This window comes from Aerococcus sanguinicola (assembly GCF_001543145.1).
In the GTDB taxonomy this organism is placed as follows: domain Bacteria; phylum Bacillota; class Bacilli; order Lactobacillales; family Aerococcaceae; genus Aerococcus; species Aerococcus sanguinicola.
Genome location: NZ_CP014160.1, coordinates 1413131 through 1434812 on the forward strand (window position 1 = coordinate 1413131; position 21682 = coordinate 1434812).

The window sequence follows — 21682 nt, forward strand, 5'->3', positions numbered from 1 at the left end:
TTTGTCTGAACCCCTGCCTTCTCTTGCCGGAATCATTCAATCAGCTCTTATACTAGGGGCAAGGGGCAGTGTTCAGCGAGTCAGAAACTAAGAAAGTAGGATAAAACTATGGATATAATTGTCGGTACCATTTGGTTGCTAGTTGTACTAGCTATCTTTACACTCTTTAACTATAAAGCCCCATATGGCGCCAAGGCCATGGGTGCCTTAGCATCGGCTGCTTGCGCCAGCTTCCTAGTTGAAGCCTTCCACGATTCCTTCTTCGGATCGGTGCTCGGCCTAGAATTTCTCAAAGAAGTGGGGATGGCCAATGGGGCGCTCAGTGGGGTGGCAGCCGCCATCTTAGTTGCCATTGCTATTGGCGTTCAACCTGGCTATGCGGTCCTCATGGGATTGGCAGCTTCGGGAACAGGAATCTTACCTGGTTTCTTGGCCGGTTATCTCGTGTCCTTCCTCGTTAAATGGATGCAGAAAAAGATTCCTGGTGGCTTGGACCTCATTCTTATTATCATTGTCAGCGCACCACTCACCCGAGCCTTGGCCCTCTTCATCGCACCGCTGGTAGATAATTCACTCCTCCAAATCGGTGAAATCCTTATTGCTTCTTCCGAATCAAGCCCTGTTATCATGGGGATCATCCTCGGCGGCGTTATCACCGTGGTGGCCACCGCGCCTTTGAGCTCTATGGCCCTAACCGCTATGCTCGGCCTAACTGGGACCCCAATGGCAATCGGCGCCATGGCTGTCTTCGGGTCTTCCTTCATGAACTACATGATCTTCCACCACTTAAAACTCGGTGAACGTAAAGATACTATCGCTTTTGCCATTGAACCTTTGACCCAGGCAGATGTGACCTCTGCTAACCCGATTCCAATCTACGGAATAAACTTTATGGGTGGGGCCTGCAGTGGGATTCTAGTGGCCCTCTTACAAATGGTCAACGAAACCCCAGGGACGGCCACTCCAATCGCTGGTTTTGCTGTTATGTTTGCCTACAACCCAGCCATGAAAGTGCTCTTAGTTGGTTTGGCCTTGATTGTGATTAACCTTATTGTTGGTTTCTTAGGAGCCAAGGTCTTCAGAAATTATCCAGTCATCACCAAGCAAGAATTAGCAGAACGTGACTATTAGAATTCTTTTTACCTAATAAAGCTAGGCTTTTCTACGGAGCCTAGCTTTTTTCATGCTTTTGGTCTGGGAAACGTGCTACAATCAGGGGTAAGTATAACGGTTTTTTTATAAATTGTGTTAGTGAGCATTCGTTTCGCTTTTGAATTTGTCCCTTAAATGTTTAGAGGATCAACAACGGCTGAAGCCGTCTTGTACTTTATCCGTAAGTCGCTAGCGCTCCAACGGCTAAAGCATAGCATCGGCTCGAGCAGCTTCAGCTCTTGGAGCGAAGCGACTTAGAGATGAAGTTCAAGGCTGTGTCAGCAGCGTTGCTACCTTCTTCTCGCCTAGCGAGCCTCAAACGTTTCGTACGGCTAGCGCCTACGATACGTAATTCGCATCTAGTCGGGTTCAGGCTAGCAGAAATAGCTCCTCTTCACCAAAATCCGTCGAAGTCTTTCTGACTTCTCTGGATTTTGGCTCCAGAGGTCTATTTCTCTCGCTAGCCTTTACACCCTCGCCTTGCTTGTTCATGGCTAAGGGCCAACTTCAACGCTACACTACTGCTCAAAAAAAATCGGTATAGATTTTGATTGCTAATCACTAATATTAATAGTTAGAGAGCCAGTATGATCGTGTCTGAAGGGAGTTATGATGATGGAAGAAGAAAGTCGGGCTCAGGCCTTTATCGAAGCGGGGGAGCGGATTAGTTCGGCTGCGCGGATTAATTATGTGGATTTATTGGTGGACCATGCCCGGGGTGCCTTGGTCTATGATGCGGATGGTAAGGCTTATATTGACCTCTTAGCTAGCGCTTCAACAGCCAATGTCGGCCACTGCCATCCTAAAGTTGTGGCTGCTATTCAAAAGCAATCCGAACGTTTGCTTCATTATATTCCCTCCTATTCCTACCAGAGTCAGTTGGAAAGCTTGGCTGAGCGCTTGGTTGATCTGACACCAGGAGACTTCGAGAAGAAGGTTTCCTTCTCCACCTCGGGTTCGGAGGCCAATGAAGCCATGATTAAATTTGCCCGGGCTTATACTGGGCGTCCCTACCTGATTAGCTTCACGGGAGCCTATCACGGGTCGAGCTACGGGGCCATGACCCTGTCTGCCTGCAGCCTCAACATGCGGCGGAAGATGGGGCCCTTGCTGCCTGGCATCTACCACATGCCTTACCCTGACCCCTATCGCCGGCAAGCGGGGGAGAGCGATGACCAGCTCGCTGAGCGTTACCTGGACCAGATCCGCCTGGCCTTCGAGACCTACCTGGCCCCTGAAGAGGTCGCTTGCGTCTTGATCGAACCCATTCAGGGCGATGCGGGGATCGTTATCCCACCCCAGGCCTTCATCCAAGGCCTCTACGAGCTCTGCCAGGAATACGGCATTCTCTTCGCTGTGGATGAAATCAACCAAGGCTTGGGTCGAACCGGCAAGTTGTGGAGCATTGACCACTTCGGGGTTGTTCCTGACCTGATGGCAATCGGCAAGTCCCTAGCTTCGGGACTGCCCCTGTCTGCCTTAGTGGGCCGGTCTGACATTATGGAGAGCCTGGGCTCACCCGGCCACGCCTTCACCTCGGCCGGCAACCCCATCTGCACTGCCGCTGCCCTAGCCACCCTAGACGTTATCGAAGAGGAAAAGCTGGTCCAAAAAACTGCACCAAACGGCGCCTATGTCCAGGAAGCCTTCCAAAAGCTCCAGGCCAAGTATCCCCATATCATCGGCGACGTGCGCTGCCTAGGCCTCAACGCGGGCATTGAACTCGTAACGGACCCTGAGACCAAGGAAAGAGACAGCCAAGCTGCCAGCAAGATCATGACCTATCTCTTCGACCACGGTGTTCTCATGGTCACACTCATGGGCAATGTTCTCCGCTTCCAGCCGCCCCTCATGATCAGCCGCGACCTCCTCGACCAGGCCCTTGAGCGATTAGACCAAGCCTTTGCTGCTCTGGACCGGGGCGAGATCCAGGTGGCGGAAGATGTGGAATTGGGCTGGTAGGGGAACAAAATTATACTATAGGGAGTATAATTCTTAGATAATTTACTGAAAGATTTCTCAAAAAAACAAAACTTGCTTTTACTTGATTGAACTAAGAGACTTAAATGCAATCTATGAAAGAGAGATAGGGAAATTCGCTGTTTGCCCAATAATTTAGCTTTACTTCAAAATTCCTAGTGATCATCTAATGCTTTTTTTACCTGAGCAATCGCATAATTTTGTTTCATAAATTTCATCACATAAGGATTAATAAACAAAAAGCTAGTTCAGTATACGCTATGATTATTTAACAGTGTTTAGGACCCTAAATATTGAAATCACTAGCAAGGAGAAAGATGACATGATTAGATTGCTTGGAAGTAAGGACCGACGCCAGTTGACCTTAATTGATATCTTTAAGAATGAAGATGACTTATACCTCACTCATGGAGACCTTGCGGATCGATTATCATGTACTAATGCGACAATTAAATGTGATTTAAAGGAAATACAAAATTTGTTTCCGGATGAAATTCAGGTCATCCAATCAGGGATCTGGGTGCATCTCGACTTTAAAAAAATGGTTGCTAGCAATTTTTATTTTAAAAAATATAGCAAAGAAGCTGTGACTTACCGCTTACTCTTTGAACTGATGAGTAACTCTTATACTTCTGTTGAAGAGCTCAGCCAGAAAATTTATGCTAGCCGCAGTTCGGTTTACCGGGCCATCAAACAAATTAATCACTTTTTTGAAGAGGCTCATTTAGAACTTGAACTTACAACCTCTCCTCTAAGTTTAGAAGGGAAAGAATTTATGGTTCGCTTATTTTATCCCTTTATTTTGATGCATTACTTGCCGGATACGGTTTGGCCCTTCCAATCAATTAGCCAGCAAGAAGCTTTTGAATTGTATGATACCTTGTCTTCTACCTCTCCTTATCTAAAGAGCTTTAGCTCAAATCCGCTCGTTTATTTACAGATCGGTGTTAACTTTGAACGTTTTGCTAACCACTTTGTTTTAGAGAAGTCAGAGTGGCCTATTACGACCCATGAATTGTCTGTATTGATGGTAAATTTAGATATTTTTACAGAGTTTCAGGCAAAAGGCAAGGCTTATCCCTTATTCGAACTTATCCCACAGATTACTCCAGGGATTATTTCGTCAGGAACCCTCTTGAATCGAACTTATTTAGAAGATAGCTTAAGGATTTCGCCGCGTATCAAACAATGCATCGAAAAATTTGAAGCTGATATGTACCAACTCAAGCGGGATTATCAACTGAAGAGCGCCCAAAAAGAAGATATTGAGCTGATTTCACTAACAATCTACAATTTATGTATTGCTATGGATAAGAAAGTAAATGTGATTTTGAATGATCCCATCACCCACCAGAGTAACCTAGTCTATGAGGTGGCTTGTATTAATCCAAACTTTGTTATCGATGTCCAGAGAATGATCAAAAATTTTATCGAGTCGCTCCATATCATGGAAGAGATTCCTGACCAAGTCCTTATTGGTTTTACCTTTTACTTTATAGTTATTTGGCCAGATACGATCTTAGAACTGAATAAAATTATCAAGATTGACCTTCTTCTTTATACAGGCAATTACCAATACGACCTGGAATATAAGGCAATTTTGGATCCGATTGTTCACAACTATGTGACGGTCCATGTTCACAATAAGGCCCTTAATTGGCAAGAAGTTCTGGAAGATAGTCCGTACAAAATTATTATGACAAGCTTTGATATCCCAAGCACGCCTGGTCGCTATATATTTAATATCAAATCCATGCCTGATGTGAATACCTTCCTGTGGATCTATGAAACGGTTAGAGAGATCAATGATTCCGATACTTCTAATATGTCGGGCATGCTCTTTACGCAATAAACTTAAACTGACTCTTTTGGGTCAGTTTTTTTTATGAGCTGTTTCACATCTTTACCTGATAAGCAGATAAAAAACAGAAGAAAACAATTCTTGCATTTATAATCAGATTAGCTTTTTAGAGAAAGGAGAAGTTTTCCACTCAAGAGCCCCTACAAATGATGCAAGCTAAGAAAGATTCCAATCTTTTCGTGGCCCTTAGGGTATGTGCCAGTCGAGTTTATCTAGCGAAAAGCCGATAAGACCTTTGCTTTATCGCTTTTTTGCTTTCAACTTACTAGCAACGTAGCTAATAGATACAGTGGAGATATATTTGATGATTTGTAAATAAGCCTGATGTATTAAGCTATAGGAAGGTAAGGTGTGATTTGGTTGGAAAAAATAATGCTAAAGTTCGAATGGAAAAGCAAAGTTATTATCTTAAACAATAATGTACTAATTAAATTTAAAGGATAAGACAATGAAAACGTTAAGATAACGACTTAAAACATAATTTTGTTATCTTCTTATAATGTACAAAAAATGTTTTAAAATGCTGATATAAAAAGAAAATATTGTCTTTTTTTTTTTTATACTCTGGACTTGTCTTAAATAATGTAGTTTTAACTAGGAGGAAATCTTTATGGTTGGAAAAAATAATACTAAGCTTAGAGAGGAAAAACAAAGTAATAAATTTTATCGTTATTCCATTAAACGATTAAATATTGGTGTAGCCTCTGTAGCAGTGGCAGCAGGTTTACTTTTTGCTGGAAACATGGCTGTTGTCCAAGCAGCGAGTATCCAAGAACAAGAAGGAATCGAAACTTCTGAAAACGTTATTCCAGAAGTGCCGGTAGGCTTACAAGAAAGAGAAAGTGCTGGAAACAATATTGAGTTAGAGAATTCAGAAAATGAACCAAGCTCTAATTCAATTCCAAACAATAGTGAACAATCAAATGCGGAAGTTAGTGATGAAAAGAATCGAGTAGATAATAATTCGTCAGAAGAGAAAAATGTATCGACTGATGATGCAAAAACTCCTGTGGAAGAAAATTCACAGGATAAACAATCTGAAGAATTAGCTGTCGATTCAAATAAAGAAAAAAATAAAGTCCAAAATATTGATAAACCTTCTAGCGAAAAATCTTCTGTAGCTGACTCTGAGGAGAAGTCTATCCCTGAAGATAATCAACAGAGAAATAGGCATCAAAATGGTGCTAAGAATGAAAACACGAGCGATAACAATCAACAAGCAGCGCTTGATCATTTCGCAAAAGAGCTGGCAGCTTCTGACAATCCCAAGCAGGTCTTACGTTCTAAATTAGCGGAGGTTTATGATCCGAAAGATGTTGAAGGTTTACTTGCTGAGATTAATCCCCAAAATATTCGCGATGGCTTAACTTTGAGAGAGGAATTAACAAAAGCAGGCTTAGCCTATGCAGAGAGTCAGCGCTTACGTGAAAAAGGACAAATTTTTGCGGTTTTACCTACTAGTAGCCGGTCCGTTCGCGGGGGACAGAATGTCGCAAACCAAATTCAAGTGACCAATGCTGACTTTAAGCGACTTGATGGTAATAATCGTGAAACAGACTATGTTCACGATAATGAAGGAGGATATGCTCGGCTTGATGTCGATATTGCAGTCTCAGGGCAAGTGCAAGCAGGGGACTACTTTATTCTTGATTATGGTCAATATCTAAGACCAGGTGGCCTTAATATTCCAGCAACCCCAAAGGATTTAATAGGTTCGGATAACGCAATTGTAGCTAAAGCTTACTATGACGCTGATCAGAACCGAGTGATTTACCGGTTTACAGACTGGGTGAATGGTAAGAATAATATAAGAGCTGCTCTACGCCAAGGGACTCAGCCTTTCTACGATAAGATTACAGATAATTTCAAGAATTATCCTGTCACTGTGACGATTGCAGGAACACCATATACAGAAAATATTGCATACCACTTTAATAATATCAACGGTGACGGTACCAGTAATAAATATCGAGCGGTTGATGGAACACACGTTGAGACGAATCGAACAAATCCAAACCACTATACAGCCAAAGAAGTTTGGTATATCAACCGTGACGGACGTAATATGAACCACGGACCACATACGATTCTCTTTGAATCAAATACTAGTAATCTGGAATCAATGAAGGTTTATGAGGTCTTGGATGATCGTGCCTTTACGGATAGCTTTAATCCGGAAGTAAACCCGCGCTATGTTCGTGAAGTTTCTGGAAGATCTTATCAAGATTCTGAAGGTGTACGCTTTAATGTAGGTAATGGGCCAGCTACTGGTAAGAAGTATATCGTTTATACGGTGACTAGTCCGAAAAACCAACAAGCTAATCAACGGATTAACAGCGAAATGCATTTGACGCTTAGAAACAAAAATAATGAGTCTAATTCTAGAGAGCATTGGAAAACCTTAACGATTTCAACAACTCATAGTTCATCTGCCGCTTCTGGTCAGAATACGCCAGGGATCTTTGTTGAACGCCACCGCTATGAAACCGTTGATGAGAACGGCCGTGTCGTGAGTGTTGACGATACGATCACAGAAACTCCGCAATATGGAACTGTCAACGAGCAATACACAACAGGTGCGGAAAATCGACCAGGTTATACCTTCGTTCGAACCGAAGCTCCGAGAAATAATCCGACTTATTCGCCAGATGGACGGACAACCAGCGGAAACTTTAAAGCAGGTATGACCCAAGAAATCACTTATGTTTACCAAAGAAGACAACAACAAGTAGAGACTGGACCTGCTTATGAAATGACGGTTGAAGATTCTTCTTACCCAACAGAATTCCGTTATGATCCTTCTCTTCCTGCCGGTCAAATCCGCGAAATTCGACCAGGACAAGACGGTCGTGTGCGAGTTCTCTATGAACATGTGAATCCAGCAAACGTTCCTGACTTCAATCCTAATAACTTTAGATACATGCGGGGCCAATACTGGCGGGAAGTTTCTCGTGAAGTTGTTCAAGAGCCACAAAGTCAAATCTTTGGGTATAATTTTGAAGCGATTACTGAAACTAAGACCAATCCTGACGGCAGCGTCACTATTATCTATAACACTGGACGGCGGGTTGAAATTCCAGCAGCTAAACCTAAGGAACCACTGCTACCAAGTAAACCGATTGTTGAAACGACACGGGTAACCGACCGACACCCAGAAACTGGTAAGCAAGTGAGAGGCTCTCGGGTTACGATTAAGATCTTCAACCCAAATACTAACCGCTTTGAAGATGAGAAGGTTATCTTTATCCCAGATGGGCAAGACGGAACTGATGGAAACAACGGTACCAATGGAACATCTATTACTGCTAAGACTGAACGTGGTAAAGAAAATCCAGCCGATCCTAATAGTCCAAGTGGGTCATGGATCCGTGTTTATAAAGTAAACCCAGACGGTAGCCAAGGTGACCTCATCTCTGAAACCTTCGTTAGAGATGGTGAAAAGGGTGACCCAGGTGAACAAGGTCCTCAAGGCCCACAAGGTGAGAAGGGTGAGCGTGGCGAACAAGGCCCTCAAGGTCCACAAGGCGAGAAGGGTGAACAAGGTGCCCCAGGTACCCCAGGCCAAGATGGTCAAGACGGCCGAGATGGAAAATCTGTTCTAGCTAAGACCGAACGCGGTACCAAAGCTGATGAGACAGGTAAAGATCGCCCAGGTACATGGGTAATCATTCACGAAGACGCCAATAATAACGGTCAAGTTGATCCAGGCGAACGTGAAATCAGCCGTGAATTCATCTTCGATGGTACAAACGGTACCGACGGTAAGACGCCACTCGTTGAAAGTGAACGTGTAGAAAAAGATCCAAATAATCCAAACTCCGAATCCGGCGTGAAGATCATTGTAAGAGACCCTGAAAATAACGAAATCATCAAAGAAACCTTCGTCAAAGATGGCGAAAAAGGTGATCCTGGTGAGCGTGGCGAACAAGGCCCTCAAGGTCCACAAGGCGAGAAGGGTGAACAAGGTGCCCCAGGTACCCCAGGCCAAGATGGTCAAGACGGCCGAGATGGAAAATCTGTTCTAGCTAAGACCGAACGCGGTACCAAAGCTGATGAGACAGGTAAAGATCGTCCAGGTACATGGGTAATCGTTCACGAAGACGCCAACAATAACGGTCAAGTTGACCCAGGTGAACGTGAAATCAGCCGTGAGTTCATCTTCGATGGAGTGAATGGAACTGACGGGAATAACGGTGCAGATGGAGCATCGATTACTGCTAAGACTGAACGTGGTAAAGAAAATCCAGCTGACCCTAACAGCCCAAGTGGTTCATGGATCCGTGTTTATAAAGTAAACCCAGACGGTAGCCAAGGTGACCTCATTTCTGAAACCTTCGTTAAAGATGGTGAGAAGGGTGAACAAGGTGCCCCAGGTCAAGATGGTACCGATGGTAAAGATGGAAAATCCGTCCTAGCTAAGACCGAACGCGGTACTAAAGCCGATGAAACAGGTAAAGATCGCCCAGGTACATGGGTAATCGTTCACGAAGACACCAACAATAATGGTCAAGTTGACCCAGGCGAACGTGAAATCAGCCGCGAATTTATCTTTGATGGAACTGATGGAAATAACGGGACAGACGGAACTTCAGTAACCGCTAAGACTGAACGCGGTAAAGAAAATCCAGCCGACCCTAACAGCCCAAGCGGTTCATGGATCCGAGTATATAAAGTGAACCCAGACGGAAGTCAAGGTGACCTCATCTCCGAAACCTTCGTCAAAGACGGTGAAAAAGGTGATCCAGGTGAGCAAGGTCCTCAAGGCCCACAAGGTGAGAAGGGTGAACAAGGTACACCAGGTACACCAGGCCAAGACGGACAAGATGGGAAATCCATCCTCGCTAAGACCGAACGTGGTACGAAAGCTGATGAAACAGGTAAAGATCGCCCAGGGACATGGGTAATCGTTCACGAAGACGCCAATAATAACGGTCAAGTTGACCCAGGTGAACGTGAAATCAGCCGTGAATTTATCTTTGATGGAACTGATGGAAATAACGGGACAGACGGAACTTCAGTAACCGCTAAGACTGAACGCGGTAAAGAAAATCCAGCCGACCCTAACAGCCCAAGCGGTTCATGGATCCGAGTATATAAAGTGAACCCAGACGGAAGTCAAGGTGACCTCATCTCCGAAACCTTCGTCAAAGACGGTGAAAAAGGTGATCCAGGTGAGCAAGGTCCTCAAGGCCCACAAGGTGAGAAGGGTGAACAAGGTACACCAGGTACACCAGGCCAAGACGGACAAGATGGGAAATCCATCCTCGCTAAGACCGAACGTGGTACGAAAGCTGATGAAACAGGTAAAGATCGCCCAGGGACATGGGTAATCGTTCACGAAGACGCCAATAATAACGGTCAAGTTGACCCAGGTGAACGTGAAATCAGCCGTGAATTTATCTTTGATGGAACTGATGGAAATAACGGGACAGACGGAACTTCAGTAACCGCTAAGACTGAACGCGGTAAAGAAAATCCAGCCGACCCTAACAGCCCAAGCGGTTCATGGATCCGAGTATATAAAGTGAACCCAGACGGAAGTCAAGGTGACCTCATCTCCGAAACCTTCGTCAAAGACGGTGAAAAAGGTGATCCAGGTGAGCAAGGTCCTCAAGGCCCACAAGGTGAGAAGGGTGAACAAGGTACACCAGGTACACCAGGTACACCAGGCCAAGACGGACAAGATGGGAAATCATCTTATGTACACGTCGTGAATGGACCAAACGAAGCCGGAGAATCAGGCAGCTGGATTATCACTTACTTCGATAAGAATGGTGATGGCCAATTCACTTCTGATGAAATTGTTTCTACAGAGTTTGTAGCTGACGGTAAGGACGGTAAGGATGGTAAATCAGTCCTCGCAACTACCGAACGCGGCACAAAAGCTGATGAAACAGGCAAAGAACGCCCAGGCACATGGGTAATCGTTCACGAAGACGCCAACAATAACGGTCAAGTTGATCCAGGCGAACGTGAAATCAGCCGTGAATTCATCTTCGATGGTACCGACGGTAAAGATGGCAAGACGCCAATCGTTGAAAGCAAACGCGTTGAAAAAGATCCGAATGATCCAAACTCTGAATCTGGTGTGAAGATCATCGTCAGAGACCCAGAAAGCAAGGAAATCATCAAAGAAACCTTCGTCAAAGATGGCGAAAAGGGTGAGAAGGGTGAACAAGGCGCTCCTGGTACACCAGGCCAAGATGGTCAAGATGGAAAAGATGGTAAATCATCTTATGTTCATGTCGTGAATGGACCAAACGAAGCTGGAGAATCAGGCAGCTGGATTATCACTTACTTCGATAAGAACGGTGACAGCCAATTCACTTCTGATGAAATCGTCTCTACTGAATTTGTAGCCGATGGTAAAGATGGCCAAGACGGTAAGGATGGAAAATCAGTCCTCGCAACTACCGAACGCGGTACCAAAGCCGATGAAACAGGTAAAGACCGTCCAGGTACATGGGTAATCGTTCACGAAGACGCCAATAATAACGGTCAAGTTGATCCAGGCGAACGTGAAATCAGCCGTGAATTCATCTTCGATGGTACAAACGGTACCGACGGTAAGACGCCACTCGTTGAAAGTGAACGTGTAGAAAAAGATCCAAATAATCCAAACTCCGAATCCGGCGTGAAGATCATCGTCAGAGACCCAGAAAGCAAGGAAATCATCAAAGAAACCTTCGTCAAAGATGGCGAAAAGGGTGAGAAGGGTGAACAAGGTGCTCCTGGTACGCCAGGCCAAGATGGTCAAGACGGCCGAGACGGAAAATCCGTCCTAGCTAAGACCGAACGGGGAACCAAAGCCGATGAAAGTGGTAAAGACCGTCCAGGTACATGGGTAATCGTTCACGAAGACACCAACAATAACGGTCAAGTTGACCCAGGTGAACGTGAAATCAGCCGTGAATTCATCTTCGATGGTACAAACGGTACCGACGGTAAAGATGGCGAGACGCCAATCGTTGAAAGTGAACGCATTGAAAAAGATCCAAATGATCCAAACTCTGAATCTGGTGTGAAGATCATTGTCAGAGACCCAGAAACCAATGACATCATCAAAGAAACCTTCGTCAAAGACGGCGAAAAGGGTGATCCAGGTGAGCGTGGCGAACAAGGTCCTCAAGGCCCACAAGGTGAGAAGGGTGAACAAGGTACCCCAGGCCAAGATGGTCAAGACGGCCGAGACGGAAAATCTGTTCTAGCTAAGACCGAACGCGGCACCAAAGCCGATGAAACAGGTAAAGACCGTCCAGGCACATGGGTAATCGTTCACGAAGACACCAACAATAACGGTCAAGTTGACCCAGGTGAACGTGAAATCAGCCGTGAATTCATCTTCGATGGTACAAACGGTACCGACGGTAAAGATGGTAAGACGCCAATCGTTGAAAGTGAACGCGTTGAAAAAGATCCAAATGATCCAAACTCTGAATCTGGTGTGAAGATCATTGTCAGAGACCCAGAAACCAATGACATCATCAAAGAAATCTTCGTCAAAGACGGCGAAAAGGGTGATCCAGGTGAGCGTGGCGAACAAGGTCCTCAAGGCCCACAAGGTGAGAAGGGTGAACAAGGTACCCCAGGCCAAGATGGTCAAGACGGCCGAGACGGAAAATCCGTCCTAGCTAAGACCGAACGGGGAACCAAAGCCGATGAAAGTGGTAAAGATCGCCCAGGTACATGGGTAATCGTTCACGAAGACACCAACAATAACGGTCAAGTTGACCCAGGTGAACGTGAAATCAGCCGTGAATTCATCTTCGATGGTACAAACGGTACCGACGGTAAAGATGGCAAGACGCCAATCGTTGAAAGTGAACGTGTTGAAAAAGATCCAAATGATCCAAACTCTGAATCTGGTGTGAAGATCATTGTGAGAGACCCAGAAAGCAACGAAATCATCAAAGAAACCTTCGTCAAAGATGGCGAAAAAGGTGAAAAGGGTGACCAAGGCGCTCCTGGTACACCAGGCCAAGATGGTCAAGATGGAAAAGATGGTAAATCATCTTATGTTCATGTCGTGAATGGACCAAACGAAGCTGGAGAATCAGGCAGCTGGATTATCACTTACTTCGATAAGAACGGTGACGGCCAATTCACTTCTGATGAAATTGTTTCTACAGAGTTTGTAGCTGACGGTAAGGACGGCAAGGATGGTAAATCAGTCCTCGCAACTACCGAACGCGGCACAAAAGCTGATGAAACAGGTAAAGATCGCCCAGGCACATGGGTAATCATTCACGAAGACACCAACAATAACGGTCAAGTTGACCCAGGTGAACGTGAAATCAGCCGTGAATTCATCTTCGATGGCACCAACGGAGCCGACGGCAAGACGCCAATCGTTGAAAGTGAACGCGTTGAAAAAGATCCAAATGATCCAAACTCTGAATCTGGTGTGAAGATCATCGTCAGAGACCCAGAAAGCAAGGAAATCATCAAAGAAACCTTTGTCAAAGACGGCGAAAAGGGTGACCAAGGTACTCCAGGTCAAGATGGTCAAGACGGAAAAGATGGTAAATCATCTTATGTTCATGTCGTGAATGGACCAAACGAAGCCGGAGAATCAGGCAGCTGGATTATCACTTACTTCGATAAGAACGGTGATGGCCAATTCACTTCTGATGAAATTGTCTCTACTGAATTTGTAGCTGATGGGAAAGATGGCCAAGACGGTAAGGACGGCAAGTCAGTGACTGTTTCTACAGAACCAGGTCATTTCCAAGGTCAAGATGGTGTTTGGATCATTGTTCAAGATGGTGAAACAGGTAAAGAACTCGATCGAGACTTTGTTGCCAACGGTAAAGATGGCAAGGATGGCAAGTCTGCAGATATTAAGACAGAAGCATTAGTGGATCCGAATGGCCAAGAAATTGGTTATAAGATTACTATTACCCATCCAGATGGTTCAAAAGAAACTCGTCTGATTAAACATGGGAAAGATGGTAAGGATGGAAAAGACGGTCGCGATGGGAAATCCATTATTGCGACTACTGAACGTGGCGACCATAAGGGACAATCAGGTGCTTGGTTGATTATCCGCGATAGAGAGACCCTTCAAGAAATTGACCGTGAATTTATTTCTGATGGTCAAGATGGCAAATCAGCTGATATCTCATCACGAGAAACTGCAGAAGGTCTAGAAATCACCATCCACCATGCCAATGGAACAAACCATACACACATCATCCGTGACGGTAAAGACGGCAAGTCTATAACCGCATCAACTGAACCTGGTACCTTTAACGGACAGTCAGGTATGTGGTTGATTATCCGTGACCGTGACACGGGTCAAGAATTAGACCGTCAATTTGTGCGTGATGGCAAGGATGGACAGGACGGAAAAGATGGAAAATCACCGCTTCTAAGTACTGAAAAAATCCTTGATTCAGATGGTAAAGAAATCGGCTTAAGTATTAAGATAACGCATCCAGATGGCTCGACTGAAACACATACCATCTACCACGGTCGAGATGGTAAGGATGGCCAAGATGGTCAAACCCCACAAATCCGTACTGAAAAAGGCAAAGATAGCCAAGGCAATGTGGGCAGATGGTTGATTATCGAAGACGGTCATGGCAATGAAATCGTTCGTGAATTCATCCGTGATGGTCAAGATGGTAAGACCCCTTCTGCTAAAGTAGAACCTGGTAAGAATGAACATGGGGATAGTGGCCAATGGATTATTATCTTCGATGGAGATGGTAATGAAGTTTCACGCGAATTTGTTCGTGACGGCAAGGATGGCCAAGATGGTCACTCGCCAAGTCTTGAAACAGTTCCTGGTAAGAATGCAGATGGTGACAGTGGTCTATGGGTGATTGTTAAAGATCCAGAAGGTAAGGAATCGAGCCGTCACTTTATCAGAGACGGTAAAGATGGCAGAGGAATTAAGAAGATCTATAGTAAAGATGGTCGGTTAACGATTGTGTTTACGGATAATACAAAAGAAATCCTTGAAATTCCATGTTGCCAACCTAAGTCAGAGGATCCGAAACCAGAGGATCCTAAGCCAGAAGATCCTAAGCCAGAAGATCCTAAGCCAGAAGATCCTAAGCCAGAAGATCCTAAGCCAGAAGATCCTAAGCCAGAAGATCCTAAGCCAGAAGATCCTAAGCCAGAAGATCCTAAGCCAGAAGATCCTAAGCCAGAAGATCCTAAGCCAGAAGATCTAAAACCACAAGATTCAAGCCTAGAAAACCCTAAGACTAAAGATGGCTACACGATTACTGGGGAAACAACTTCATTTAACCGTAATCAAGCAAAAGAAAAACAAAGTGTAGTTGCCAATAGCCGCTTACCTCAAACAGGTGCAGTGTCTGGTATGTCAGCTGGAACAATTGCAGTTAGTCTATTTGTAGGTGTTGGCAGCTTAGTATTTGATCGAAAGAAAAAGAAATAGTTTAGGTATTTAGATAAAGCTGTGTCGATAATCATCGGCACAGTTTTTTTCATATCAAAGAAATATTACATTCTAGTAGTTATAAGTACAGCTTAATCCCCCTTCAATTTAACTTGTTATTTTAATCACAAACAATGTGATAAACTGAGATTAAAGAAAATATAGGAGGTAAAAAGGATGTCAAAAAAATTAACTGATACGATTACTTTTCGTCATGGGGCACAGGTAAATAATCGCATTGTGCAACCCCCAATGTTAACTAACTCTGGTAAGAATGATGGGTATGTAACAGAGGACACTCTTAATTATTACAGTGCGCGCTCACAATCTGCAGGAATGGTGATTGTAGAATATAGTTATGTAAGTTTTGCAGGCGGACCATCGCGTTCATGGGCAGATGATCGGGAACAACTCGGTTTTTACAATGATTCTTACATCGAAGGTATGACTAAGATTGCTCAAACTCTTAAGAAAGATGGTAATAAGGCCATTCTTCAATTAGCGCATTCGGGACGAGAATCGAATTGGCGTGCTCAGCAAGGGGAGAAGGTCTATGCTCCATCTTCGTTTGATTTTGGCTTTTTAGATTATGAAGTGGAAGAGCTGACGGAAGCTGATATTTTTGCAGTCATTGATGACTTTGTCCAAGCAGCTAAGCGGGCAGTAGCTTGTGGTTTTGATGGTATTGAAATCCATGGGGCCAACCACTATCTGCTTCAACAATTTTTCTCAAAATGGTCTAATCGCCGTCAAGATAAATGGGGCGGAAATTTAGAAAATAGAATGCGTTTTATTGTGACTCTTGTTGAACGTGTTTTTCAATCCTTGGAGGAAACGGCGCCAAAAGATTTTATTGTCGGCTATCGTATCTCACCAGAAGAAATTCATGGCGAAACAGTAGGCTATGATTATAAGGAGGCTAAGCAATTGGTTGCCTACTTAACGGAAAATTTTGAATTTGACTATATTCACCTTTCTCTACCAGCTTATAATAGCAAGCCAGCGGGCGAGGAGAAAACCTATGCTGAGCTTTTTGACGATGTGATTGCTGAAGATACGAAAAAGATTATTGTCGGTAATGTGATGTCTGAGGCTGATGCTGAAGATGCCCTCCAATATACAGATCTTATTGCTGTAGGACGGGCGACATTGATTGATCCCCAATTTGGGCAAAAGATAGTTGAGGGGCGGAGTGAAGAGATTATTCATGAAATCTCACCCGAACAAGTTAAAGTTTCCCAACTAACTCCAGGTCTGATTAATCTCTTCTCAGATCCTAATATGTACCCCTTCTTACCAGGTAGAGAGTCTATTTACCATCTCCATGAAGGGGAGAGTCTCGACAAGTCAGTGCTTAAAGACGGAACAGGATCGGAATATAATTTAGATCACCTAAATAAAAACTAGCCTTCACTGATTCACCTCCATTCCATGCTATAATGGGGGTGAATTTTTTATGGGGAGGGGCCGAAATGAACCTTGATCAGTTGCGATATATTGTTGAAATTGCTAAGACTGGAAGCATCTCTAAAGCATCAAAAAATCTTTATATTTCACAGTCTGCTCTCAGCCAATCGATTGACCAGTTAGAAGAAGAAGTAAACTTAAAACTGTTTGTTCGTGATACCAATGGGAGCCGAACAACAATAGAAGGTTTGAGGATTGTCGACCATGCTCAATCAGTTTTAAAAGCTATGAGTAATTTGAAAGCAGAAGCTAGACAGCTACAGGATGAAAAATTTTTATCTTTTAAACTAGGGGTTTCTAATGAACTATTCGCGCCATTTGCCTATGAAATTAATCAATTTCAAAAGAAGAATCCCAATTTTTTATTAAGTATTGTCGAAGAAAATACAAAAGATATTATTCAAGCCGTAGAGGATCAGGAGCTGGACTTAGGTTTTATTGTTATTAATCAAGCCCACTATGCCTTACTTCAAAATCTCAAGTTCACTTACTGTCTTCCTGCCCAATTTCGACTCTACATGTCGAAAGACCATCCCTTAGCTAAGAAAAAAGAAATTAGTATCGCTGATTTAAAAGCACAAAAGTTTGTCTTGTTTAAAGATGAATATATTGATGATTTTGTTAAATTTTTTGAAATGAAGTATGGCAGCCTCAAAGTTTCTATTCGCACAACGGCTTTTAAGCTAGTGCTCGATACCTTGAGAAATAATCAGTCCATATCCGTGATTCGAGATACTCAATTCAATAACAATCTGAATCGAATAGTTATGGATGATTTGCTGAGTTTTGATTTATCACATATCTATCCAGACCACTTTGCTCTAGGCTGGATTTCAAATCCTAAAAGAAAGTTCATGCAGTTGGAAAATGAGTTCGTTGAAGCTTTAAATCAAGGCCTTAAAAGGGTTGGAAAATAGAGCCTGGATTGATTATCAATAAAGACTCTTGTCAGAATTTGGCAATCTTTCTCTTCTTTTATTACTTGCTCTTATTCTTTCTATAATTATTCCTTGTTATTTCATTTGCAATTCATGTAAGCGCTATATTATAATAATATCATTATCTTGAACGGAGGAATTGTTATGAAGAAATCATTGCTTCTTGTTTCGGCGTGTGCCATGCTTTTGGCGGCTTGCCAGGCATCGCCGCTGAAGTCGGATGAGCAGGCCTCGTCTCAGGCAAGCGACCAGCTCAAAGTAGAGACGGCCTACAAGTCGGAGACGGACCAGCGTGACTTGGAGGCTCGGTCGGTGGAGACCATTAGGGTGGATGGTTTGGACTTTAAGGACCTGAATAAGGATGGCGAGCTGACGCCTTATGAGGACTGGCGTTTGAAGCCTGAAGAGCGGGCGGAGAACTTGGTGTCTCTGATGTCTCCAGCTGAGAAGGCGGGCCAGATGGTAATCTATGACCTGCCCATGGGGATCTCGGCCAAGGAAGGGGAGGAAACCAGTCATGATGGGGTCTTGCTCGAAGTAGAGAAGGTCCATGAAGAGGGGCCTTTCAAGGGGCAGACCCAGTATCCAACTTCCGTGATGATCAATGACAAGCACATCCACCATTTCATTGTGCGCGAGGACGAGTCAGCGGAAGACATTGCGACTTGGGTGAATACCCTTCAGGAAGTGGCTGAGGAAACTCCCTTAGGCATTCCAGTCATTGTCGCCTCCAACTCCCGCAATGAGAACGATAAGGCTAAATTTAATGCGGAGAGCGACAGCCACCACTTTACCCGCTTCCCAGGGACCCTGGGCCTAGCTGCCGGCGATAATCTTGATAGGGTGGAAGAATTTGCCCAGATTGGCCACCAGGAATTCCTCGCTTCTAACATCCGCAAGGGCTACATGTACATGGTGGATACGGCGACCGACCCGCGTTGGTACCGGACATATGGAACTTTTGGGGAGAATCCTGACCAGATCAGTGACTACATCCAAAAGATTATTCCTGCTTATCAAGGGGAAGCCTTGAATGAGAATAGTGTAGCCTTAACGACCAAGCACTTCCCAGGCGGAGGTGCCCGTGAGAATGGTTTTGACCCCCACTATGAAGAAGGCAAGTTCAATATCTATGCGACGGAAGGCAGCTTAGAGACCTACCACCTGCCTCCTTTCCAAGCAGCCATTGATGCGGGGACCAGCTCTATCATGCCTTACTATGCCATTCCTTCTAATGAGAAGTCCTACACCCCGCAGGCACCTTTCAAGGGAGACTTTGAGGAGGAGATTGCTTTTGCCTACAACCATCAGTTCATCCAAGAGCTCCTGCGCGACCAGATGGGCTTTAAGGGCTACATCAATACCGATACCGGAGTCCTCGATGAGATGGCCTGGGGTGCTGAAGATCTGGACAAGGTGGACCGGGCAGCCAAGATGCTCCAAGCGGGTTCTAGCGTGGTTTCCGGGACCAATGAAGTCGAAGTCTTCCAGGAAGCTATTGAGTCAGGCAAGGTGGATGAGAATACGGTCAACCAACGCCTAGTAGAAAGCTTGACGGAGCTCTTCCAATTGGGCCTCTTTGAAGATCCTTATGTCGAGGTGGAGGGGGCCAATGGCAAGCTGCGGACTCCCGAAAGTCTTGAAACTGCCCAAGAAGCCCACCATGACTCGGTGGTCGTCCTCAAGAATACCGACCAAACCCTTCCGCTCAAAGAAAACCAGGTCAAAGGGAAGAAAGTCTATGTGGAAGTCTTGACCAAGGAAATTGACCCTGAAAAGGCCAAAGAAGGCGAAGCCAAGTCCTTGGAAGAATATAATGCGGACCTCCGCCAAAAGGTTGGTGAAAGCTTCCCAGGTCTGGATATCGTGAATGACTACCGGGAGGCCGATATCGCCCTCATCTTCGCTGAACCAGTCTCTGGTTCCTATTTCGAGGCCACCGATGACTACCTGGACCTGCAAGTCCACAAAGAGACGGAAGTGGATATCGACCACCTGAAAGACATCCGCGACCAGGTCGACCAATTGGTAGTTAACGTTAACTTTGACATGCCTTTCATTGTGGACCAGGTGGAACCACTAGCCGATGCCCTGACCGCTAGCTTCGATACCTATCTAGAAGCCATCCTGGACGTTCAAACCGGCCGGGCAGAAGCCAAAGGGAAGTTGCCGCTGACCCTGCCAGCCAACAATGCCGCAGTTGAGGTTGACGACAATGGCGTCTCCGTCTCGCCAAACGACGTCCCCGGCTATGATAAAGAGAAGCATATGGACATCCCTTATGCTTACAAGGATAGCCAGGGCAATGTGTACGAATATGGTTATGGCTTGACCTATGAGGAGAAATAGGGAAAGCAATGTTCATCAATAATATTTTCGATAGCCAAAAAGCCGCAGTTAAGATTATACTTAGCTGCGGCTTTAATTATTGGCCGTTATTTTTATTTTTCCTAGCCAGCCTTACCAATAAGGAGGGCATAGATGAAGAAGAGGGCAAAGCCAAAGAGGAAAACTAGTCCAGCAATGGCTAGCGCTTTGAGCCAGCTGGGGAGATTTTGGTTCTCACGGGTGACCAGGAGATAGTTCAAGAGGGCGAAGAAGGGGGTGGTGAGGAAGGAACCGATCATGGCGAAGCGGAGCATGGTGGCCACCTGTCCCGCAAAGAATTGGATGATGATCAGACCGATAATAGCAGTCAGAGTCATCCAGATATTCAGCGCATTTTTCCCGGATTCTTTCTTATTCAGAAGTAAACGCAGGGAGATTTCGTTCACCCGGGAATAGCCATCGATAACGGTAATGACTGTCCCAAAGATGCAGAGGAAGGCGATGAAGGTGATCAAGTAGCGGGACCAACCACCGAGAACGGAAGCATACATGCCGACGAATTGCGAAATATACTTGGCGGAGGCAGCTTCAACAGCTTGGCCAGTCGGATATTGGATAAGAGCACCCAAGGCCACGAAGAAGACGGCCAGAATGGCGGTTCCAATGTAGCCAACGTTAAAGTCAAAGAGGGCATCTTCCGTATTAAAGTCAACTGTCTTGCGCTTCTCGGCTGACCAGAGCGAGTTGATGGCGGAAATTTCAATCGGCGCAGGCATCCAGCCGACCAGGGAGACGATGAAGGGGAGGGCGGCCAGCTGCCAAGGTGTCCGTTCCACAAAGTCTGCACTGTACTCAGGGTGTTCGATGGCAGCGATGATGACAGCTAGGACGGTAGCGATGGTCAGGGCGGACATGATCCACTTGGCCATCCCATCCAGTAACTTATAGCCCCCAAAGAGAAGCATGGCCCAGATCAGGCTGATGAGGATAATGGACCACTGGGTGATGGTCAGAGTGATCATAGGGAAGGCGCTGGCGATAATAGCTGAACAAAGAATTGCAACGCCTGCTGTATTGACCAGGGCAAAGAAGACATTCAGGATGAAGAAGACCCAGAGATGGAACTTACCTTTTTCAGCGTAGCCCTCGACCAGGGTCTTACCGGTTTCCGCCGTATATTCTGCCCCAAAGCGGAAGAAGGGATACTTGAAGATATTAGCTAGAATAACCAGCAATAAGAGCGACCAACCATAGGAAGCCCCAGCTTGGGTTGAAGATACAATATGCGATCCCCCCACAGCGGCAGAGGCCATGAGGATCCCTGGACCCATCGCTTTGATCTTGCTGGACCAGGTTGATTGATTTGTTGTAACGAGTTCGGACATAATCAGTTCTCCTAACGTTAATTTTTCAGAATACTCTGAATTAGTTTCTAAAGTATAAAGAAAAACTTTTCTGAAAACAACCACTAATCTAATGTTAAGAGGCTAATAACTCGTCAATAATTAGTGCTTTAGCGAAAAAAATGGGCTGGGAGATGGATAGAAA

General features: G+C 44.9%; 8 protein-coding genes. 7 read left to right on the plus strand and 1 reads right to left on the minus strand.

Annotated elements, in window-relative coordinates:
- Positions 1 to 108: 108 nt before the first annotated feature.
- The 7 genes from AWM72_RS06295 to AWM72_RS06325 all read left to right on the plus strand — a co-directional run bounded on the left by AWM72_RS06295 (position 109) and on the right by AWM72_RS06325 (position 20155).
- Positions 109 to 1131 (plus strand): PTS sugar transporter subunit IIC, encoded by a 1023-nt coding sequence (locus AWM72_RS06295; protein ID WP_067974983.1) that lies wholly within the window; start codon positions 109 to 111, stop codon positions 1129 to 1131.
- Positions 1132 to 1764: 633 nt separating this feature from the next.
- A complete protein-coding gene (locus AWM72_RS06300; protein WP_067974986.1) occupies positions 1765 to 3114 on the plus strand; it encodes an aspartate aminotransferase family protein in 1350 nt (449 codons plus the stop codon).
- Between the two features lie 340 nt (positions 3115 to 3454).
- Positions 3455 to 4984, plus strand: coding sequence for a helix-turn-helix domain-containing protein (locus AWM72_RS06305; RefSeq protein ID WP_067974989.1), 1530 nt, complete (start codon positions 3455 to 3457; stop codon positions 4982 to 4984).
- Between the two features lie 619 nt (positions 4985 to 5603).
- A complete protein-coding gene (locus AWM72_RS09625; RefSeq protein ID WP_067974993.1) occupies positions 5604 to 15401 on the plus strand; it encodes an Ig-like domain-containing protein in 9798 nt (3265 codons plus the stop codon).
- Between the two features lie 177 nt (positions 15402 to 15578).
- A complete protein-coding gene (locus AWM72_RS06315; RefSeq protein ID WP_067974996.1) occupies positions 15579 to 16808 on the plus strand; it encodes an oxidoreductase in 1230 nt (409 codons plus the stop codon).
- A 65-nt stretch (positions 16809 to 16873) separates the two neighbouring features.
- On the plus strand, positions 16874 to 17785 hold the full coding sequence (locus AWM72_RS06320; RefSeq protein ID WP_067975003.1) for a LysR family transcriptional regulator: 912 nt from the start codon (positions 16874 to 16876) through the stop codon (positions 17783 to 17785).
- 165 nt (positions 17786 to 17950) lie between these two features.
- On the plus strand, positions 17951 to 20155 hold the full coding sequence (locus AWM72_RS06325) for a glycoside hydrolase family 3 protein (protein WP_067975006.1): 2205 nt from the start codon (positions 17951 to 17953) through the stop codon (positions 20153 to 20155).
- 101 nt (positions 20156 to 20256) lie between these two features.
- Here the strand turns inward: AWM72_RS06325 and AWM72_RS06330 are convergent, their stop codons facing one another.
- On the minus strand, positions 20257 to 21519 hold the full coding sequence (locus AWM72_RS06330) for an NRAMP family divalent metal transporter (RefSeq protein WP_067975008.1): 1263 nt from the start codon (positions 21517 to 21519) through the stop codon (positions 20257 to 20259).
- Positions 21520 to 21682: the final 163 nt, after the last annotated feature.